Here is a 20,233-nt window from a genome sequence, read left to right on the forward strand (position 1 = left end):
TCCGCCGATGATCACAAGACAACGGCTGGCGGCAGGAGTCTGTGCTCTGCTCGCCGCCCTGACGGCCGGGACCGCCTTCCCCGCCGGCGCGGTCGCCGCCGACGAGACGGACGGCCAGGCCGCGCCGAAGGTCGAACTCGTCCTGGACGTGAGCGGTTCCATGCGCACCCGGGACATAGACGGCGGATCGCGGATGGCGGCGGCGAAGCAGGCGTTCAACGAGGTGCTCGACGCGACGCCCGAGGAGGTCCAGCTCGGCATCCGCACGCTGGGCGCCAACTACCGGGGCGACGACCGGAAGACGGGCTGCAAGGACACCGCGCAGCTCTACCCGGTCGGTCCGCTGAACCGCACCGAGGCCAAGACCGCGGTCGCGACGCTCTCCCCGACCGGCTGGACCCCGATCGGGCCGGCGCTGCTGAAGGCGGCGACGGACCTGGAGGGCGGCGACGGCACCCGCCGGATCGTCCTGATCAGCGACGGCGAGGACACCTGCCAGCCGCTGGACCCGTGCGAGGTGGCCCGTGAGATAGCCGCCAAGGGCATCGGCCTGACCATCGACACCCTCGGCCTGGTCCCGGACGCCAAGACCCGGGACCAGCTCAGCTGCATCGCGGACGCCACCGGCGGCACCTACACCTCCGTGCAGCACAAGGAGGAGCTGAGCGACCGCGTCGGCCAGCTGGTCGACCGGGCCGCCGATCCGGTGGTGACCCCGGTGGCCGCCCAGGGCGCCGCCGACTGCGCCAAGGCGCCGGCGCTCAAGTCCGGCCTCTACACCGACCGTGAGGAGTTCGGGCAGCAGCGCTGGTACCGGGTGGACGTGAAGGCCGGCCAGGAGCTGCGCGCCTCGGTGAGCGTCGCCGACGACCGGGCGGTCGCCCCCGACTACGGGGTGCTGCTGCGGGCGGTGACGGTGCACGGCCGGGAGATCGTGCGCGGCGAGGCGGCCGGCACCGGCCGCACGGACGTGATCTCGACGGGGCTGCGCTACCCGCGCCCGGAGAGCGACGACGAGAACGCGCCGGCCGAGACGGTGTGCCTCCAGGTCACCAACTCCTTCGCGGCGGCCGCCGGGGTGAAGACCTCGCCGGGTCTGCCGCTGGAGCTGACCGTGGACGTGGTGGACGGACCGGACAAGGCGCACGACGTGGCCGCGTTCGGTCTGGGCCGTGGCTGGTGGCTGCTCGGCCTGCTCGTGGTGATCGGCTTCCTGGCGGGTCTGGTCTGGGGCTGGCTGTCGCGCTGGCGGGTCGCGATCTGGAGGACGAACTGATGCGTTTCACACGTGTGTTGAGCGCGGCGCTGCTGGCCGTGGGACTCGCCGCGGGGCCCGCGGCGGCCGACTCCTCGCCCTCCGCGAGCCCGTCCGGCGACGGCGACGCGCCGACCAGTGCGGGCACGTCGTTCCGTACGGCGACGGAGATCGAGCAGGGGCAGCGGGCCACCGCCGGCGGCTCCACGGGCGACTACCTGTACTGGTCGTTCCCGGCGGACGCGGGCGAGCGGCCCACCGTCGAGGCGACGGTGAAGCTGTCGGACAAGCACACCTCGCAGACCTGGCAGCTCGACGTCTACGACGGTCTGCGGCGGCGCCAGTCCTGCCAGTACGGCGCGCAGACCCGCACCGCCGCCCAGGGCGCGGCCACGGTGGAGCTGGCCTGCGTCATGCGCACGGTCCGCGCCTGGTCGGAGCCGTGGGCCGACGACCCGCTGCCGGGCACCTATTACATCCGGCTCACCGTGGTCGGCCTCCAGGCGTCCGACCTGGGCCAGCCGGTGAGCGCCGAGGTGCGGGTCCACTCCAAGCACATCGGCGGTCCGGCGGCGGTGGACGGCTCCCTGTCCCAGCCGCTGGTTCCTGGCATCGCCGTCAAGTCCGCTCAGAAGGACGGCGATTCGGACAGCGGCAGCGGCTCGAAGAAGCACGCGGTGCTGTCGAGCATCGAGCCGGACGACGGCTGGTCCTCCAACTGGTGGTCCGACCGGTGGGTGTGGAGCGGGATCGGCGCGGTGCTGGCCGCCCTCGCGGGCATCGGCGGGTACGCGCTGACGCGGGGATCGGGACGCCCGTCCCGGGTGCCCACGGACAACTGACGCCACGACGCCTGCGATACCCAGAAGGCCCGTTCTCCCGGAGGACGGGCCTTCCGTCATCCCTCGCGAAGCGCCTTGGCCAGGGCGCCGTCGCCGCTCACGCCGACCCTTCCGTCGCGTACCGCGTCCACCAGGGTCGCCTCTCCACGGGCGACGGCCGTACAGGTGGCGGAGTCCAGCACCAGCCGGGCGTCGGGCTCTCCGGGGGCCGGGCCGTCCCCGTAGAAGGGACCGTCCTCGGCGCCGGCCCGGAGGTGGAACACACCCTCTTCCAGGTGTACTTCGACGACGCCCTCCCCGTCGAGCGCCCGCAGCAGGGGCAGCGCGAACCAGTGGGCGCGTACCGCGTCGGTGGGCCGCGGCTCGCCCAGTTCGGCCCGGCCCCACTCCCCCAGCGCCTGGAGCACCGGCAGCAACGAGTAACCGCGCTCGGTGAGTTCGTAGACGTAGGCGGCGCCGGGCGGAGGCAGCCGACGGCGGCCGGTCAGCCCGTCCCGCTCCATGTCCCTCAGCCGCGAGGCGAGAACGTCCGTGCTGACTCCGGGCAGGTCCGCGTGCAGGTCCGTGTAGCGGCGGGGACCGGCCAGCAGTTCACGCACGATCAGCAGCGTCCAGCGGTCGCCGACGAGGTCGAGGGCGCGGGCGGCGGAGCAGTACTGGTCGTAGCTTCGGCGAGGTGGCATGCGACGCAGTCTAGACATGTCGTTGGACTTTCCAAGCTCCAACTTGGTAAAACCAAGTAACACGAGTTCCCGGAGGGGCGCATGGAGTTCCGGCAGTCGAACAAGCTCAGCGAGGTCTGCTACGAGATCCGCGGCCCGGTGATCGAGCACGCCAACGCCCTGGAGGAGGCGGGCCACAGCGTCCTGCGGCTGAACACGGGCAACCCCGCGCTCTTCGGCTTCGAGGCGCCGCAGGAGATCGTCCAGGACATGATCCGGATGCTGCCCCAGGCGCACGGCTACACCGACTCGCGCGGCGTCCTCTCCGCGCGCCGGGCGGTGGCCCAGCGCTACCAGGAGCGGGGTCTGGAGGTCGGCGTGGACGACGTCTTCCTCGGCAACGGCGTCTCGGAGCTGGTCTCCATGGCCGTGCAGGCCCTGGTGGAGGACGGCGACGAAATCCTCATCCCCGCCCCCGACTTCCCGCTCTGGACGGCCGTGACGACCCTGGCCGGCGGCAAGGCGGTGCACTACCTGTGCGACGAGCAGGCCGACTGGTACCCGGACCTGGACGACATGACCTCGAAGATCACCGACCGTACCAAGGCGGTGGTGATCATCAACCCGAACAACCCCACCGGCGCGGTGTACCCCAAGGAGATCCTCGAGGGCATCCTCGACCTGGCCCGACGGCACGGCCTGATGGTCTTCGCCGACGAGATCTACGACCAGATCCTGTACGACGACGCGGTGCACCACTCGACCGCCGCGCTCGCCCCCGACCTCGTCGTCCTCACCTTCTGCGGTCTGTCCAAGACCTACCGGGTGGCGGGCTTCCGCTCCGGCTGGCTGGTGGTGTCCGGCCCGAAGCAGCACGCGAAGAGCTATCTGGAGGGCCTGACCATGCTGGCCTCCATGCGCCTGTGCCCCAACGCGCCCGCCCAGTACGCCATCCAGGCCGCGCTCGGCGGCCGCCAGTCCATCCGCGAGCTGACCGCCCCCGGCGGCAGGCTGTACGAACAGCGCGACGTGGCCTGGGAGAAGCTGAACGAGATCCCCGGCGTGTCGTGCGTCAAGCCCAGGGGCGCGCTGTACGCGTTCGCCCGCCTGGACCCCGAGGTCCACAGGATCCACGACGACGAGAGGTTCGTCCTGGACCTCCTGCTGCGCGAGAAGATCCAGGTCGTCCAGGGCACCGGCTTCAACTGGCCGTCCCCCGACCACTTCCGCATCCTCACCCTCCCGCACGCGGACGTGCTGGACACGGCGATCAGCCGGATCGGACGGTTCCTGAGCGGGTACCGGCAGTAGCCGCGCCGCGGCACCCCAAGCGGCACGGCCGACACGCGACGGTCCCCGCCCGGTCTCCTGGCCCGCACGGGACCGTTCGTGCGAAGATCACGCGAATGTGCGGGAGTTGCCCGCCGGCCACCACCGGCTCCGGTCCGGCCACGGGCGCGGGCCCATGACCCGTGCCGGTCCCGCGGCGCGGTGGGCGGCCCGGCCGAGGCGCCGCCCGCGCGATCGATCTTCCGTCGCACCAGGAGGAGTGGGCTTGTTCTCGCCCCGAAGACGCCCGACGGCCGTCGCCGTCCTGTCCGCCGCCGTGCTCGGCTCCGCGGTTCCCGTGGCGCAGGCCGCGCCGCCTCCCCCGGGGCCGTCCTCGGCCGTCCGGCCGGTGTCGCCGGGGCCGTCCTCCACCCCTGGCCCCGGCACGCCGTCCGCCCGGACGGCGGCGGGGCAGGAGGCGCGCAGGGCGGCCGCGTACTGGACGGCGCGGCGGATGGCGGCCGCGAGGCCGCTGGACGACCTGCGCTCGGCGGCTCCGGCCCCGCACCGGCCCGCGAACGCGGTGGCGGCGATCCCGCAGGGGACCAAGTTCGGCGGGACCCGGCTGGTCGGGACGTTCTTCGGCTCCGGCGGTCCGGACGGCACCGACTGGACGTGCACCGGCAGCGTGCTCGACACCGCGGCCCGGAACGTCATCCTCACCGCGGCGCACTGCGGACGGGGCATCGGGAGCAATTACATCTTCGTGCCGCGGTTCGTCAAGGGCGCGGGCCCCGACCAGCAGCCGTACGGCATCTTCCACATCCAGCGCATGTTCATCGACCCGCGCTACGTGCCCGACAAGGGGTCGTCCACCACCAAGACGCCCCTGTCCGACCTGGACACCGCCTTCGCCCGCGTCTCGGCGAACCAGCGCGGGCAGCAGCTCCAGGACGCGGTGGGCGGCGGCCTGACCTTCACCCGGCCGGGCGGCTACTCCAACAAGAACGTCACCGTCGTCGGCTACCCGGCCCGCAAGTACGGCAACGACGCCGGGCAGGCCGTCAAGTGCACCGTGCCGACGACACAGCTCCCCGGCTACCGCCAGATGTCCATGACCTGCGGCGGCTACTACGGCGGTGTGTCCGGCAGCCCGTGGATCACCGACTACCGGGACGACGCGGGCACCGGCCACGTCATCGGCAACCTCGGCGGCTACAACGGGGGCGGCAACGACGCCAACGTCGACTACGTCAGCTACGCCCCGGCCTTCGGCGCCGACGCCGCCAACCTGCTCGCCGACGCGGTCGCCGACCGGACCCCGCCGTCCGGCCTGCCGCCGTACCGGGGCGTCCCGGGCAAGCTCCCGGGCGGCGCGGCGCTGTGGCAGCACGCCAGGCTGTTCGCCTCGGGCGACTACACCGGCGACCACCGCGGCGATCTGATCGTGGTCTGGTCCGACGGCGAGGTCACCCTGTACCCCGGCGACGGCAAGGGCGGCTTCCTGCCCGAGGTACGGCTGCGCGCCGCCGGCGCCACCTGGACCCGCGCCACGACCATCACGGGCGGGGACTTCGCCGGCGGCTCGCTGTACGACCTGATGGTGCGCTGGTCCGACGGAAGGGTCAGCCTCTTCCCCGACGTCAGCCGCAAGGGACTGGGCAAGGAGGTCCAGATGGCGCGCTCCGGCTCCGTCTGGAAGAACGCCGTCCAGATAACGGCCGGGCAGTTCCACGGCGGAACGTACCCGACGGACCTCGTGGTCCGCTGGTCGGACGGCGAACTGAGCCTCTACACGGGCGTCGGCGCCGGCACCTTCGGCAAGGAGAAGCGCCTGCTCGCGCCGAACGCCACCTGGAAGAACGCCGCCCTGGTGACCAGCTCGAACTTCAGCCACAAGAAGAACTGGGACATCGTCGTGCGCTGGGCGGACGGCTCGCTCGACGACTACGCGGGCACCTCGGCCGCGGGACTGGGCGTCAAGTCCCGTCTGCGCGGGCCGAGCAGCGCCTGGAAGCTCGGCCAGGTCGTCACGGCGGGCGACTACACGGCCAACCGTCTGGGAGACGACCTCCTCGTGCGGTGGTCCGACGGCCGGACCACCCTGTACCCCGACACCGGCACCCGCGCACTGGGCAAGGAGACCGTCCTCGTCTACCCCCACACGTGACCGGCCGGTCCGGCCGAGGGCTGTCGGCCCGCCGGCCGGACCGGACCCACCACCGGGCAGGCCGCCGGGCCGGGTCGGCACCCGGTCACCGGACCGGAACCGAACCAGTCACCGTCCGCCTGCCGGGGGCAGTCGCCGGACCCCGCCACCGGGCCGGAGCCGTACCCGTCGCCGCCCGCTCGCCGGGTCGGTCGCCGGCCGGATGAACTCATCGGCCGCGGACGGCCTCTTACCCCGAGGATGAGCCCGGAACGTCCAGGGGGAGCCATGCGAACCACGACCCGCCGCCTCGCCGCCACCGCGGCCGTGCTCGCGGCCGCTCTGGCCGTGACGGCCTGCGGTCCCTCGGACGCACGGGCGGAGCGGTCCGCTACGCCGTGGGCCGGCGGGCCGGCCAGCGGGCCGGCAGACGCCTCGGCGAGTCCGTCCGTCGCGTCGCCGGCCTCCCCGACGGCGGGGCCGGGCACACCCGGGTCCACGGCCGCGCCGGCGTCCGCGTCCCCCTCGGCGGCGCCCTCCACGGCCCGCGGACCGGGCACCTGCGGGACGGACCGGCTGCGCTGGACGCTGGTGCTCCTGCGCCCCGCCGGTTCCGGCGGGCCCGGGGCCCGGCTGACGGCCGTGAACGGCGGGCCGGGGAGCTGCGTGTTCGCCGGTTACCCGGGAGTCGAGATCCACAACGGGAAGGCGAACAGCGTCGACGGACTCGGCCGCGGGCGCTTCGCGCCCCTCGAACTGCGCGAGGGCGCGGGTGTGGCGTTCGACATCCGTTACACCCCGGCCGGCTCCCAGGACGCCTCCCCCCTGTGCGTGAGCCAGAAGGAGGCGGTCGTCTGGGCGGCGCACGACCGGGCCCGCGCCGTCGTCCCGGTCCTGGACACGCGTCACCGGGTGGCCGTCATGAGGGCCTGCGGCGAGTACATGACCATGACGCCCCCGCGACGGACGCCCCCGGCACACCCCGGATGACCGGGCGTGCGCCTGCGTCCTCCCGCGTCCGCCGCCGTTTCGCCTCCCCGTCCGCCGGGCAGGGGGGCCTCGCCGTGCGGCGGCCGACTGGCCGAGTCCGTCCTGCGGGCCCCGGCGGGGGTGTGGCACGGTGCTGGGGTACGCGTCGTGAGGAAGGAACGACGGCCGTGGGTGATCTCTTTCTCGTCCGGCACGGGGAGACCGAGTGGTCGCGGTCCGGGCGGCACACCGGCTGGACGGATGTGCCGCTGACCGAGCGCGGCCGGCAGGAGGCGCGGGCGCTGGTGCCGTTGATCCGTTCGCACCGGATCGGCGCGGCGTTCGTCAGCCCCGCGCAGCGGGCCCGGGAGACGGCCGAGCTCGTCGGCGTGCACGACGCCCGGGTCGACGCGGACCTGCGCGAGTGGGACTACGGGGGCTACGAGGGCGTCACCACCCCGGAGATCCAGCGCACCCGGCCCGGCTGGTTCCTGTTCACCGACGGTGTCGCCCCGGGGCCGCCGGAGCATCCCGGGGAGAGCGTGGAGCAGGTCGGCGAGCGCGCCGACCGGATGCTGGCCAAGGTGGACGCCGCGTTCGCCAACACCGAGGGGGTGGTGCTGCTGGTGGCGCACGGTCACTTCCTGCGGGTGCTCACCGCCCGGCGGCTCGGTCTGCCGCCGTCGGCGGGCGCGCTGTTCCAGCTGGCCACGGGGACCGTGTGCCGACTGGGCACGGAGCACGACCGGCCGGTGGTCGCGGGCTGGAACATCCGGCCGTCCGGTCCGGACCGGCCCTCCGACTGACGCCGGTCGCCGGACGCCGGTCGCCGGACGCCGTTGTCGTACCCGGGTCGTACTCTTCGCCAAGGGCCGGGAGGACCGTCTTCGCGGCCCCTCGGCCGGGCCGTGCGCGACGGCCTCGGAGGGAGCACGCCGTGACACGACCGCCGACCGCGGCGCAGCGCCGCGTCATCGACTCAGCCGACCCGGTGACCGGGCGGGTGCGGGGCACACCGGCCCAGTTGGCGGCCCTGGTCGGGCGGGGGCTGGCGTTCCGGCATCCGCGCCCGCCGCACGACCACTTCCTGACGCCCGCCGGCCATCGGACACGGGAGGCGGAACCCGCGCCCGAGCCCGAGCACCCCACCGCCGAGGAGGCTCCCGCCGGTGTGTTCGCCGCCCGCGTCGGAGGCGAGGAGCAGGCGGCGGACGCCTCCCCCGCCCGTGCCCGTGAGGTGCACAGCGCCTGGCAGGGGCTGCTGGAGCTGCGGCGGATGACCAATCCGGACGGTTCCGTGGACCGGCCGTGCGGCTGGGAGCGCACGCATCTGGTGCGGGCCGCCGCGCTCGCCCTGGAGGCGGCCGGGCGCCGCCCCGCCGGACCGAACGGCGACGACGGGTACCGGGTGCGGGCGACGGCGCAGCCGGAGGCGGTCGCCGTGCACGGGCCCGGCCCCGAGGCGCTGCGGGAGTACGCGGTGGCGCTGGAACGGGCGGGCTGGCAGGCCGGGGAGTACACCGAGCCCCGTACGCGGGCCCGGTATCTGCTGGCGTCCCCGCGCCGGGTGTGACGGGCGTGCCAAGATCATGGGCGAGGGTGTGACATGCCGGACGTGTGTGGAGGGGACGCCGTGAGCGAGCCGTTTTCCGTGCGGGTGACCGTACGCGGGTACGAGACCGATACGCAGGGCCATCTCAACCAGGCCGTGTACCTCAACTACGCGGAGCACGCCCGCTGGTCGATGCTCCAGGCGGCCGGGATCACCCAGGCCGGCCTGCACGCGCGGGGCGTGGGCCCGGTGGCCCTGGAGACCACCATCCGCTACCGCAGGGAGCTCCTGGCCGGTGACGAGGTGGACGTGACGTGCTCGTTCGAGTGGGGCGGCGGCAAGACCTTCCGAATCGAGCAGACGATACGCAAGGCAGACGGCACCGTGGCCGCCGAGGTCACCGCGGTCGGCGGACTGCTCGACCTGAAGGCGCGCAAGCTGCTGGCCGACCCGCGCGACCGCTTCGAGGAGCTCGCCGCGCGACCGGAGCTGTTCGGCCTGTGAGCCGCGGCGGGGTACGGCGCGTGCACCGTACCCCGCCCCGCGGTCAGTGCACGACGGCGATCTCCTCGCCCGCCTCCATGGGATGGGTGACGTCCCGTTCCTCCTTGCGGGACTTGCCCAGGTGGTTGAAGACCAGGTTGAGGACGACGGCGGCGACACAGCCGGTGGAGATGCCGGAGTCGAGGACGATCCGGGCCGTCTCGGGGAAGGCGTGGTAGAAGCCCGGGACCGTGATCGGTATGACGCCGACGGCGAGCGCCACGGCGACTATCAGGACGTTGTTGTCCTTGTCGAGGCCGGCCCGGGCCAGGGTCTGGATGCCGCTGGCGGCCACCGAGCCGAACAGGACCACGCCGGCGCCGCCGAGCACCGGGCGCGGGACGACGGCGATGAGCGAGGCGGCCATCGGGCACAGGCCCATCAGGACCAGGAAGCCGCCGCCGAAGGCGACCACGAACCGGCTGCGGATGCGGGTCATCGCCACCAGGCCGATGTTCTGTGCGAAGGCGCTGCACATGAAGCCGTTGAACAGCGGGCTGAGGGCGGAGCCGAGGGTGTCGGCGCGCAGGCCCGCCTTGATCGTCTCCTCGTTCGAGGGACGCTCGACGACCTCGCCGAGGGCGAGCATGTCGGCAGTGGACTCGGTCATGGAGACCACCATCACCACGCACATCGACACGATCGCCGCGACGTGGAACTGGGGCGCGCCGAAGTGGAAGGGGGTCGGGAAGCCGATGACGGAGGCGTCGGCGACGGGGCCGAAGTCGGTGACGCCGAACGGTATCGCGATGATCGTGCCGGCGATCAGGCCGAGCAGGACGGCGATCTGCTTGACGAAGCCCCGGGTGAAGCGGCGCAGCAGCAGGACGATGACGAGGGTGATCCCGGCCAGGGTGAGGTAGGTCGACGATCCGTAGTCGTGCGCCGCCGGGTTGGGGCCCTGGGCCCAGCCGAAGGCGACGGGCAGCAGGGAGACGCCGATGAGGGTGATCACGGTGCCGGTGACGACCGGCGGGAAGAAGCGGACCGCCTTGCAGAAGACGGGGGCGGCCAGGAATCCGAGGAGGCCGGCCACGATGACCGCGCCGAAGATGATCGGCAGGGCGTCGGACTTGTCGTCGGTGGAGGCGACGATCGCCGTCATCGGGGCGACACCGGCGAAGGTGACGCCGTTGACGAAGGGCAGCCGGGCGCCGATCTTCCAGATGCCGAGGGTCTGCAGGAAGGTGGCGAGGCCGGCCGTGAACAGGCAGGCTCCGGTCAGGAAGGTGAGTTCGGTGCCGGACAGGCCTACGGCCGCGCCGACGATCAGGGGCGGGGCGACCACGCCCGCGTACATGGCGGCAACGTGCTGGAGCCCGCTGGTCGCCATCTTGAGTGCGGGGAGTTTCTCGTCGACGGGGTGGATGGACTCGGCTGGCTGTCGTGCCTCATCGCTGGAAGCGGGTTGAGTGGCCACGGCGGCTCCTCCGGTCGGTTAACACGTCTGCTGACGTGGGTGTCAGGGAGGTGATGCATGTGGTCGTGCGGGACCGGGGGCGGGCCCCTGCGGGGCCCTCGGGGGGTGGCGAACGGACACCGTTCCGGGGCGCGCGCGTCCACGCGCGCCCCGGAGACGGCCGCCGTGGACCCCGCTCGGGTCCACGGGCACCGACCGGGAGCCGTCCCTCCCGGTCGGAGTCTTCCGGGGGCTCAGCCCTGGGCGGTGATCCGCGCCAGGCGCTGGGCCTCCGTGCGGGTGGCGTGCGCGATGGCGTCCTCGTCGGCGTGCAGCAGGCGGCCGTCCTCGACGATCTGCCGTCCGTTGACGAAGGAGGCCGTGACCGGGGCCGCCGCGCCGAAGACCAGCGCGGTCACCGGGTCGGCGATGGAGGCGTGGGCCAGCGTGTCCAGCTTCCACAGCACCAGGTCGGCCAGCTTGCCGGCCTCCAGGGAGCCGGTCTGCTCGGCACGGCCGAGGACCTGGGCGCCGCCGTAGGTGCCCAGGCGCAGCGCCTGACGGGCGTTCAGGGCGGCCTCGCGGTGCGCGCCGAGCCGGTTGATCAGCAGGGCGTTGCGCAGTTCGGTGTGGAGTTCGCCGGACTCGTTGGAGGCGGTGCCGTCGACGCCGAGGCCGACCGGGACCCCGGCGGCCAGCATGTCGGGGACCCGGGCGATGCCGGCCGCCAGGCGGGCGTTGGACGACGGACAGTGCGCCACACCGGTCCCGGTCCGGGCGAAGGCGGCGATGTCGGAGTCGTTCATGTGGACGCAGTGCGCCATCCACACGTCCTCGCCGAGCCAGCCCGTCGACTCGAAGTAGTCGGTCGGGCCCTTGCCGAACAGCTCGTGGCAGAACTTCTCCTCCTCGACCGTCTCCGAGCCGTGGGTGTGCAGCCGTACACCGAGCCGGCGGGCCAGTTCGGCGCCCTGCCTCATGAGTTCGGTGGAGACGGAGAAGGGCGAGCAGGGGGCGACCGCCACCTGGGTCATGGCGTCGAAGGAGGCGTCGTGGTGCTTCTTGACGGTCTCCTCGGTGGCGGCGAGCGCGCCTTCCAGGGTCTCGACGGCGAAGTCCGGCGGCAGGCCGCCGTCCTTCTCGCTGCGGTCCATCGAGCCGCGGGCCAGGGTGAAGCGGACCCCCATCTCGCGGGCGGCGCGGATGACCGCGCCGGACAGGTCGCCGGAGCCGTGCGGGAAGACGTAGTGGTGGTCCATGGCGGTGGTGACGCCGCCGCGGGCCATCATCGCCAGCGACCCCTGGGCCGCGGCGTACACCATCTCCTCGTCGATGCGCGCCCAGGTGGGGTAGAGCGCGACGAGCCAGTTGAACAGGTTGTGGTCGGTGGCCAGGCCCCGGGTGATCCACTGGTAGAAGTGGTGGTGGGTGTTGACCAGGCCGGGCGTGACCAGGTGACCGCTCGCGTCGATCCGGCGCTGCACGTCCTCCAGGCCCTGGGGGGCCCGGCCGGCGCCGACCGACTCGATCCTGTTGCCGGCGATCACGATGTGTCCGGACGCGTACTCGGTGTCGTCCGCGTCGACGGTCGCGATCGCGCAGTTCTCGATGACGATGCGCTGGGCTGCCGATGGTGCCATTGCGCTTCCTTGTCTTTCGGTGGCGGCCCGTGGACGGGGAGGGTCCACGGGGAGGGCACGGCAGGACCCTAGGAGGATTTGAGTGCCGGGGCCGCGGCGCGGCTCCGGGTGCCGAGATGGTGGAAGAACAGGTTGAGCAGGACCGCGACGATCGCGCCGGCGCTGATGCCGGAGCCGAGGACGGTCTGCGCCCAGGCCGGGAACTCGGCGTAGAAGGTCGGCGCGGCCAGCGGGATGATGCCCGCGCCGAGGGCCACGGCCACCAGGATGATGTTGGAGCTGTCGTCGAGGCCGGCCTCCGAGAGCGTCCGGATGCCGCTGACCGCGATCGAGCCGAACAGGACGATGCCCGCGCCGCCGAGGACCGGCATGGGGACCAGGGAGACGACCGCGCCGAGGACCGGGAAGGCGCCGAGGACCAGCAGGGCGCCGCCGGCGACGGCGACGACGTAGCGGCTGCGCACCCGGGTGAGCGAGACGACGCCGACGTTCTGGGCGAAGGCGGAGGTGGGGAAGCCGCCGAAGACGGGGCCGAGCAGGGTGGCGATGCCGTCGGTGCGCAGGCCGCGGGTAATGGTGCGGGCGTCGGCGCGGCGGTTGCAGATCTCGCCGAGGGCGAGCATGCCGGCGCTGGACTCGGTCATCAGCACCAGCATCACGATGCACAGCGACAGGATGGCCGCGGGCTGGAAGACGGGGGCGCCGAAGGCGAACGGCGTGGGCAGTGCGGCCAGCGGCGCGGACTCGATGCCGCTGAAGTCGGCCATGCCGAACGGGATGGCGACCAGGGTGCCGATCAACAGGCCGAACAGCAGGGCGACTTGCTTGACGAAGCCGGTGCCGAAGCGCTGGATCAGCAGGATGACGACGAGGGTGAACGCGGCGAGCGCGAGGTTCCTCATGGAGCCGAAGTCGGCGGCCGTCTTGTCGCCGCCCTGGGCCCAGCCGACCGGTACCGGCATCAGGGTGACACCGATGAGGGTGATCACCACGCCGGTGACGAGCGGCGGGAAGAATCTGAGCAACCGTCCGAAGAACGGGCCGATGGCCAGGCAGAAGACGCCGGCGACCATCACCGCGCCGTAGATGGCGGGGAGTTGGTGGCCCTTGGAGTTGGTCTCGGCGATGGCGAGGATCGGGGCGATGCCGGCCGAGGAGGCGGCGTTGACGAACGGCAGCCGGTTGCCGACGACGCCCTTGACGCCGATGGTCTGGAGGATGGTCGCGACGCCGGCGATGAGCAGGGACGCGGCGATCAGCCGGGTGCGGGCCGCGATGTCGAGTCCGCAGGCCTGGCCGATGATGAGCGGAGGAGTGACAACGCCTGCGTACATCGCGGCGATGTGCTGGAGAGCTGCGGGGACGAGCCGCGAGGGGTGGAGCTTTTCGTCCACCGGGTGCACGGACGTGACGGCGTCCTCGGTGTGCACCGGCGGGGTGGAACAGGAGCCTTTCGCCGGCTCCATTGCAGGCTGTGCCATTGTGTTCCCTCCGGTGTGGCGCGCCACCGGCCCGGGCGGCCGGGCCGGTGGCGCGCGTCCCGCGTCAGAGGTTGGTCATGTCGACCGGGATGAGCTGCTCGGCGCCGTCGCGCAGGATGGTGGCCTCGATCAGGCCGTAGGGGCGGTCGGCGGCGTAGTAGACGGCGCCGTCCTTGGCCTCGTTGTCGATCCCGAAGGGCGACAGGTCCGAGCGGAAGTGGTGCTTGTTGGGCATCGAGAAGCGGATCTCCTCGACCTCGTCGCGCGAGTTCAGCACCCGCACACCCATCTCGAAGAGGGTCTGCTGGAGCGAGTACGAGTAGGTCTCGCCGAACGCCTGGAGCGCGTGCTTGCGCACTCCGTTGTACGAGCGGTCCCAGTCCGGGGCGTGCGAGTCGATGCCGTCCCAGTTGTGCCGCCACCAGGTGGAGACGGTGGTGGCGAGGATGCGGTCGTGGTCCTCCTGGAGGGTGGTGTACTTGTCCTTAAGGAAGCCGAAGAACTCGGAGTTGGTCGAGTTAAGGACGGTCAGGTCCTTGAACCCGGAGAGCACCTGGATGCCGTGGCCGTCGTAGGTGATCTGCGCGACGCGGGTCTCCTGGCCCTTGCGGACGAAGGAGTGGGCGATCTCGTCCGAGCCGACGAAGCGGGCGCCGGACTGCGAGGTCTCGATCCGCTCCCAGCCGTACTCCTCGATGCGGATGCGGGCCCGGTGGATGGGCTCGTTGTTGTCCACGAAGTGGCGGGCGAGCTTGACGCCGAGGTCCTCGGCGCTCTGGATCCCGTGCTCCTTGGCGAAGGCGAACACCGTGTTCTTGGTGGTGTCGGTGGGCAGGACGTTCGCGTTGGAACCGCTGCGGTGGACCTCCTCCATGTCGCCGGAGAGGGCGACGGAGACGTTCAGGTCCTTGATGTGGTGCGTGTCGCCGTCACGCGTGATCTTGACTACGCGGTTCTCTGCCTTGCCGTACTGGTTCTGTCCCAGGACGAAACGGGTCATGGTGTCGGTCAGCTCCCTCGGTAAACGGAGTAGCCGAACGGGTTGAGCAGCAGCGGAACGTGGTAGTGCTCACCGGGCACCACCGCGAAGGTGATGGTGACCTCGGGGAAGAACACCGGCCGGCCGTTCTCGCTGTCCCGGAGCGCGGGGGCGTCCTGCTGGGCCGCGGCTTGTTTCTTGGCGAAGTACGTCTCGGTGTCGAAGTCGAGCCGTACGTGGGTGGTGCCCTCCGGCAGGGCCGGAAGGTCCTTGCACCGCCCGTCCGCGTCGGTCGCGGAACCGCCGAGCGCCTGCCAGTCGGCGCTCGGCCCGGAGCGGGCGGAGAGCTGGACGGCGACGTGCTCGGCGGGCCGGCCGACACTGGTGTCCAGGATGTGCGTGGACACGGAGGCGGTGGTCTCGGTGCTCATGGTTTCCTCTTCGGGCGTCGTCGAGCAGGTGCTCAGGCGTCTTCGAGCAGTCGCGCGAGCCGGATGCGGTTGATCTTCCCCAGCTCGGTGCGGACGATCTCCCGCTCCCGCTCGGGCGAGTTGCCGATCCGTTCCTCGACCGCGTCCCGCATCTGCTCGCCGGTCCTGCCGGTGGCGCAGATGAGGAAGACATGGCCGAACTTCTCCTGGTAGGCCAGGTTCAGTTCGAGCATCTCCGTCTTCAGTGCCTCGGAGGCGCCGGCCATGCCGCTCTGCTCGCGGGCCGAGGTCGGGTCGCCGGGCTTGGGACGGCCGATCGGGGGGTGGCCGGCCATCGCCTCCTCCAGGTCCGCCGTGGTCAGCTGGGCCATGGCGGCGTCACTGGCGGCGAAGAGGTCCTCGGGACCGGCGTAGGGGCGGGCGGCGAGGAGCCGCTCCGCCCACGCCGTGGAGGCGCACGCTTCCAGGAGCGCGGCGCGGGCCGCGGCGTCCGGGGAAGCGTTGAAGCGGGCGAGGCCCGACGGCGTGGAACTCGTAGTCACGGGAGCCTCCGTGGCCGCGAACGGCCTTTGTGCTGAACGGGCTGCGGATAGCTAACGCCCTCCGAAACACTGCGTCAACACTTTGTTGAAAATTCCGGGTAAAGCCCAAAGGCGGCCCGTCGCGCCTCCTCCCGGTTGGGGCGACTCAGCCTTCCTTCTCCCGGTTGAGGTAGTTGTAGACGGTGAAGCGGCTGACGCCCAGGGCGCCCGCCACGGTCTCCACCCCGTGCCGCACGGAGAACGCGCCGCGCGCCTCCAGGACCCGTACGACCTCCTGCTTGGCCTTGCGGTCCAGCTCGGCGAGCGGCATGCCCTTGCGGCGCTCCATGGCGGCCAGGATGTGGTCCAGGGAGTCGGCGAGCTGCGGCAGCCGCACGGCGACGACGTCCTGCCCCTCCCAGGCGAGCACGACGTCGTCGAGCCCGGCCTCGTCCGGCGGCAGCAGCTCGCCGCCCATCGCGTCCACCAGCGGCTTCACGGCAGCGATGAACGGCTCGGACCCGGTCATCTATCACCCTCCCCGATCACGTTGACCTGGAGCGAGATACGGGTGGCGCCGGCCTTCAGGCTCTTGCGCAGCAGGGCGTCCACGGCGTTCAGGACCGCGTCGGCGCCTCCTTCCGCGGTGTTGCCGAACGGCCCGACGTCCACGGCGTCCAGCTCCGCCGCCTCGACGACTTCACGGGCCACCACGGCGTGAGCGGGCGCCTCGTCCAGGTCGAAGGGTTCGGTCGTGAACTCAACTCTCAATCGCACGCGCTCAACCTAACGCGCGGGCGGCGCCCGGGGACCGTCCCGGCCGGTCCGGGGGCACGCCGGTCGGGGACCCCCTCTTGACAAGCCGGGACGCTCGACGGCACTCTTCCATTAAGCAGAAATGAACTTCCGCCATACGAAATAGCAATACGGAAGGGAGCGCGGCCCCGATGGGATTCGCAGACCAGCGCTTCAACGTCAACCTGTCGATCCTCTTCACGGAACTCCCGCTCCTGGAGCGTCCCGCGGCCGCCGCCGCGGCCGGCTTCTCCGCGGTCGAGCTGTGGTGGCCCTGGGTCGACGCCCCCACCCCCGAGCAGTCCGAACTCGACGCGCTGAAGAAGGCCATCGAGGACGCCGGCGTCCAGCTCACCGGGCTGAACTTCTACGCCGGACAGCTCCCCGGCCCCGACCGGGGCGCACTGTCGATCCCCGGTGCCGAGTCGGAGAGGTTCCGCGCCAACATCGACGTGGCCGTGGCCTTCGCCCAGTCCCTCGGCTGCACGGCCTTCAACGCCCTCTACGGCAACCGCGTCGAGGGCGTGGACCCCGCCGAGCAGGACGCGCTCGCCCTGGAGAACCTGGTCCTGGCCGCCCGGGCGGTCGGCCGGATCGGCGGCACCCTGCTGATCGAGGCGCTGAACAAGCCCGAGTCGCCGCTGTGCCCGCTGGTCAGCGCGCCCGCCGCGATCGAGGTCGTGGACAAGGTGAACGCGGCCACCGGCCTGGGCAACGCCAAGTTCCTGATGGACCTGTACCACCTGTCGATGAACGGCGAGGACCTGCCGTCGGTGATCGAGCAGTACGCGTCGAAGACCGGCCACGTGCAGATCGCCGACAACCCCGGCCGCGGCGCCCCCGGCACCGGCTCGCTCCCCCTGGAGGAGCTGCTCGACCAGCTGAGGAAGGCCGGTTACGACGGCTGGGTCGGCCTGGAGTACAAGCCCGGCGACCGGCCGAGCGCCGAGGCCTTCGACTGGCTGCCGGCCGAGGCCCGCGCGGCCCGCTGATCGCTCCGGGCCCCGGCGGGCCCGCCGAAGTCGCAGACACAGCACAGCTTTTCAGAGAGGCACCCCCGTTATGAGCAACCTTCCGAAGATCGCCTGGGTCGGCCTCGGCATCATGGGCTCCCCCATGTCCGAGAACCTGATCAAGGCGGGTTACCAGGTCACCGGCTTCACGCTGGAGCAGGAGAAGCTGGACCGGCTGGCGGCCGCCGGCGGCAACGCGGCCGGCTCGATCGCCGAGGCCGTCCGGGACGCCGACGTGGTGATCACGATGGTGCCCGCCTCCCCGCAGGTCGAGGCGATCGCCTACGGCCCGGACGGCATCCTGGAGAACGCCCGGTCCGGCGCGCTGCTGATCGACATGTCCTCGATCACCCCGCAGACCTCGGTCGACCTGGCCGCCGCGGCCAAGGACAAGGGCATCCGCGTCCTGGACGCCCCGGTCTCCGGCGGCGAGGCCGGCGCCATCGAGGCCGTTCTCTCGATCATGGTCGGTGGCGAGCGGGCCGACTTCGACGAGGCCGAGCCGATCTTCGAGGCGCTGGGCAAGACGATCGTGCTGTGCGGTCCGCACGGCTCGGGTCAGACCGTGAAGGCCGCCAACCAGCTGATCGTCGCCGTGAACATCCAGGCGTGCGCCGAGGCCGTGGTCTTCCTGGAGAAGTCCGGTGTGGACCTCGCCGCGGCCCTGGACGTCCTCAACGGCGGCCTGGCCGGCTCCACCGTGCTCACCCGGAAGAAGGACAACTTCCTCAACCGGGACTTCAAGCCGGGCTTCCGCATCGACCTGCACCACAAGGACATGGGCATCGTCACCGACGCCGCCCGCAACGTCGGCGCCGCCCTGCCGGTCGGCGCCGTGGTCGCCCAGCTCGTCGCCTCGCTGCGCGCCCAGGGCGACGGCGGCCTGGACCACTCGGCCCTGCTGCGGGCCGTGGAGCGCCTGTCCGGCGCCCAGGTCTGACCGGGCGCCCGCCCGGGCCGGCCGGTTCCCGCTGAGCCGGCCGGCCCCCTCCGACTCCGGGTGGCGCCGCCGCCGACACCTGTCCTGTCGCGCCCAGGCGGCGGCGTCCCCCGGTATCACCTCCGGTCGGCCACCCGGTGAACTTCAACAAACTGTTGACGTCCCGATCGCTCCAAACCTAGGCTCCACAAAGCGGAAACAAGTTTCCGCTGCCCCTCGTACGGAAGGTCTTCGATGTCGAAGCGCGTGCTCACGACAGAGTCCGGCGCCCCGGTCGCCGACAACCAGAACTCCGCTTCCGCCGGCATCGGCGGCCCGCTCCTCCTGCAGGACCAGCACCTCCTGGAGAAGCTGGCGCGCTTCAACCGGGAGCGCATCCCGGAGCGTGTGGTGCACGCCCGCGGTTCCGGCGCCTACGGCCACTTCGAGGTGACCGACGACGTCACCGGCTTCACCCACGCCGACTTCCTGAAGACGATCGGCAGGCGCACCGAGGTGTTCGTGCGCTTCTCCACCGTGGCCGACTCCCTCGGCGGCGCGGACGCCGTCCGCGACCCGCGCGGCTTCGCGGTGAAGTTCTACACCGAGGAGGGCAACTACGACCTCGTCGGCAACAACACCCCGGTGTTCTTCATCAAGGACCCGATCAAGTTCCCGGACTTCATCCACTCCCAGAAGCGCGACCCGTTCACCGGCCGCCAGGAGCCGGACAACGTGTGGGACTTCTGGGCCCACTCCCCCGAGGCCACGCACCAGGTGACCTGGCTGATGGGCGACCGCGGCATCCCGGCGTCGTACCGCCACATGGACGGCTTCGGCTCGCACACCTACCAGTGGACGAACGCCCGGGGCGAGGGCTTCTTCGTCAAGTACCACTTCAAGACCAACCAGGGCATCCGCTGCCTGGACAGCGAGCAGGCCGCCGAGACCGCGGGCAAGGACCCCAACTCGCACCAGACCGACCTGCTCCAGGCGATCGAGCGCGGCGTGCACCCGTCCTGGACCCTCTACGTCCAGATCATGCCGGCCGCCGAGGCGGACAACTACCGCTTCAACCCGTTCGACCTGACCAAGGTGTGGCCGCACAGGGACTACCCGCTCCAGCGCGTGGGCCGCATGGTGCTGGACCGCAACCCGGACAACGTGTTCGCCGAGGTCGAGCAGGCCGCGTTCTCCCCGAACAACTTCGTGCCGGGCATCGGCCCCTCGCCGGACAAGATGCTCCAGGGCCGGCTGTTCGCCTACGCCGACGCCCACCGCTACCGCCTGGGCGTCAACCACACCCAGCTCGCGGTGAACGCCCCGAAGGCCGTGCCCGGTGGCGCCGACAACTACGGCCGCGACGGTCTGATGGCCTCCAACTCCCAGGGCCGGTACGCCAAGAACTACGAGCCGAACTCCTACGACGGCCCGGTCGAGACCGGCCGTCCGCTGTCCGCCCCGCTGCCCGTGTCCGGCCACACCGGCACGCACGAGGCGCCCCAGCACACCAAGGACGACGACTTCTTCCAGGCGGGCGAGCTGTACCGGCTGCTGTCGGAGGACCAGAAGAAGCGTCTGGTCGCGAACATCGCCGGCGGCCTCTCGCAGGTCACCCGCAACGACGTGATCGAGAAGAACCTCGCGCACTTCCACGCGGCCGACCCGGACTACGGCAAGCGCGTGGAGGAGGCGGTCCGCGCCCTGCGCGAGGACTGATCCCGCAAGCCGCGTCCGGCACCCCGACGGGGAGGTCGGGAGCCGGACGCACAACGCCCCGCGCGGGCGCCGGACGACCCGGATGAGGGGTGGTC

At 71.9% G+C, this 20,233-nt stretch carries 20 protein-coding genes; 11 read left to right on the top strand and 9 right to left on the bottom strand.

All coding sequences use genetic code 11. The features are described 5' to 3' along the window. Positions 1 to 7 precede the first annotated feature (7 nt). On the top strand, positions 8 to 1,276 hold the full coding sequence (locus ACF061_RS18310) for a VWA domain-containing protein (protein WP_392267902.1): 1,269 nt from the start codon (positions 8 to 10) through the stop codon (positions 1,274 to 1,276). Then, entirely contained in the window at positions 1,276 to 2,097 is an 822-nt protein-coding gene (locus ACF061_RS18315) for a hypothetical protein (protein WP_392267903.1), read from the top strand. The genes ACF061_RS18310 and ACF061_RS18315 overlap by 1 nt, the downstream gene beginning before the upstream one ends. A gap of 56 nt (positions 2,098 to 2,153) precedes the next feature. Here ACF061_RS18315 and ACF061_RS18320 read toward each other — a convergent pair whose 3' ends face one another. Continuing rightward, positions 2,154 to 2,780: a winged helix-turn-helix transcriptional regulator gene (locus tag ACF061_RS18320; protein ID WP_392267904.1), complete on the bottom strand. Its 627-nt coding sequence runs from the start codon at positions 2,778 to 2,780 to the stop codon at positions 2,154 to 2,156. A gap of 81 nt (positions 2,781 to 2,861) precedes the next feature. On the opposite strand from ACF061_RS18320, the gene ACF061_RS18325 reads away from it, so the two are divergent. The 6 genes from ACF061_RS18325 (at position 2,862) to ACF061_RS18350 (ending at position 9,202) form a co-directional block, all read left to right on the top strand. Then, positions 2,862 to 4,070, top strand: coding sequence for a pyridoxal phosphate-dependent aminotransferase (locus tag ACF061_RS18325; protein WP_392267905.1), 1,209 nt, complete (start codon positions 2,862 to 2,864; stop codon positions 4,068 to 4,070). A gap of 244 nt (positions 4,071 to 4,314) precedes the next feature. Continuing rightward, positions 4,315 to 6,198 carry a trypsin-like serine peptidase gene (locus tag ACF061_RS18330; RefSeq protein ID WP_392267906.1) on the top strand — a complete coding sequence of 628 codons (1,884 nt, stop codon included), beginning with the start codon at positions 4,315 to 4,317 and terminating at the stop codon, positions 6,196 to 6,198. Positions 6,199 to 6,465: 267 nt separating this feature from the next. Further along, complete coding sequence (locus ACF061_RS18335; protein ID WP_392267907.1) at positions 6,466 to 7,167, top strand: DUF4232 domain-containing protein; 702 nt, start codon at positions 6,466 to 6,468, stop codon at positions 7,165 to 7,167. 167 nt (positions 7,168 to 7,334) lie between these two features. Then, the gene (locus ACF061_RS18340) at positions 7,335 to 7,952 is read left to right on the top strand and encodes a histidine phosphatase family protein (protein WP_392267908.1); all 618 of its coding nucleotides are present in this window, start codon (positions 7,335 to 7,337) and stop codon (positions 7,950 to 7,952) included. A 131-nt stretch (positions 7,953 to 8,083) separates the two neighbouring features. Then, on the top strand, positions 8,084 to 8,719 hold the full coding sequence (locus tag ACF061_RS18345; RefSeq protein WP_392267909.1) for a hypothetical protein: 636 nt from the start codon (positions 8,084 to 8,086) through the stop codon (positions 8,717 to 8,719). Positions 8,720 to 8,779: 60 nt separating this feature from the next. Continuing rightward, the gene (locus ACF061_RS18350; RefSeq protein WP_392267910.1) at positions 8,780 to 9,202 is read left to right on the top strand and encodes an acyl-CoA thioesterase; all 423 of its coding nucleotides are present in this window, start codon (positions 8,780 to 8,782) and stop codon (positions 9,200 to 9,202) included. 43 nt (positions 9,203 to 9,245) lie between these two features. Here the strand turns inward: ACF061_RS18350 and ACF061_RS18355 are convergent, their stop codons facing one another. The 8 genes from ACF061_RS18355 to ACF061_RS18390 all read right to left on the bottom strand — a co-directional run bounded on the left by ACF061_RS18355 (position 9,246) and on the right by ACF061_RS18390 (position 16,469). Next, the gene (locus ACF061_RS18355) at positions 9,246 to 10,661 is read right to left on the bottom strand and encodes a nucleobase:cation symporter-2 family protein (RefSeq protein WP_392267911.1); all 1,416 of its coding nucleotides are present in this window, start codon (positions 10,659 to 10,661) and stop codon (positions 9,246 to 9,248) included. 233 nt (positions 10,662 to 10,894) lie between these two features. After that, a complete protein-coding gene (locus ACF061_RS18360; protein ID WP_392267912.1) occupies positions 10,895 to 12,280 on the bottom strand; it encodes an 8-oxoguanine deaminase in 1,386 nt (461 codons plus the stop codon). A 68-nt stretch (positions 12,281 to 12,348) separates the two neighbouring features. Beyond that, entirely contained in the window at positions 12,349 to 13,761 is a 1,413-nt protein-coding gene (locus ACF061_RS18365; protein WP_392267913.1) for a nucleobase:cation symporter-2 family protein, read from the bottom strand. Positions 13,762 to 13,825: 64 nt separating this feature from the next. Then, positions 13,826 to 14,761: a factor-independent urate hydroxylase gene (gene pucL, locus ACF061_RS18370; RefSeq protein ID WP_392267914.1), complete on the bottom strand. Its 936-nt coding sequence runs from the start codon at positions 14,759 to 14,761 to the stop codon at positions 13,826 to 13,828. An 8-nt stretch (positions 14,762 to 14,769) separates the two neighbouring features. Next, positions 14,770 to 15,171: a hydroxyisourate hydrolase gene (gene uraH, locus ACF061_RS18375; protein WP_392267915.1), complete on the bottom strand. Its 402-nt coding sequence runs from the start codon at positions 15,169 to 15,171 to the stop codon at positions 14,770 to 14,772. 32 nt (positions 15,172 to 15,203) lie between these two features. Further along, the gene (uraD, locus tag ACF061_RS18380) at positions 15,204 to 15,713 is read right to left on the bottom strand and encodes a 2-oxo-4-hydroxy-4-carboxy-5-ureidoimidazoline decarboxylase (RefSeq protein WP_392267916.1); all 510 of its coding nucleotides are present in this window, start codon (positions 15,711 to 15,713) and stop codon (positions 15,204 to 15,206) included. A gap of 145 nt (positions 15,714 to 15,858) precedes the next feature. Then, entirely contained in the window at positions 15,859 to 16,221 is a 363-nt protein-coding gene (locus ACF061_RS18385) for a helix-turn-helix domain-containing protein (protein ID WP_392267917.1), read from the bottom strand. Further along, positions 16,218 to 16,469: a hypothetical protein gene (locus ACF061_RS18390; protein WP_392267918.1), complete on the bottom strand. Its 252-nt coding sequence runs from the start codon at positions 16,467 to 16,469 to the stop codon at positions 16,218 to 16,220. The genes ACF061_RS18385 and ACF061_RS18390 overlap by 4 nt, the downstream gene beginning before the upstream one ends. Before the next feature lie 170 nt (positions 16,470 to 16,639). On the opposite strand from ACF061_RS18390, the gene ACF061_RS18395 reads away from it, so the two are divergent. From ACF061_RS18395 to ACF061_RS18405, 3 genes are all read left to right on the top strand, one after another. Beyond that, positions 16,640 to 17,479, top strand: coding sequence for a TIM barrel protein (locus ACF061_RS18395; protein WP_392267919.1), 840 nt, complete (start codon positions 16,640 to 16,642; stop codon positions 17,477 to 17,479). A gap of 70 nt (positions 17,480 to 17,549) precedes the next feature. Next, positions 17,550 to 18,440 carry a 2-hydroxy-3-oxopropionate reductase gene (locus tag ACF061_RS18400; RefSeq protein ID WP_392267920.1) on the top strand — a complete coding sequence of 297 codons (891 nt, stop codon included), beginning with the start codon at positions 17,550 to 17,552 and terminating at the stop codon, positions 18,438 to 18,440. Between the two features lie 234 nt (positions 18,441 to 18,674). Beyond that, on the top strand, positions 18,675 to 20,138 hold the full coding sequence (locus ACF061_RS18405; protein ID WP_392267921.1) for a catalase: 1,464 nt from the start codon (positions 18,675 to 18,677) through the stop codon (positions 20,136 to 20,138). Positions 20,139 to 20,233: the final 95 nt, after the last annotated feature.

The organism is Streptomyces sp. NPDC015220, from assembly GCF_043079345.1.
Classification (GTDB): domain Bacteria; phylum Actinomycetota; class Actinomycetes; order Streptomycetales; family Streptomycetaceae; genus Streptomyces.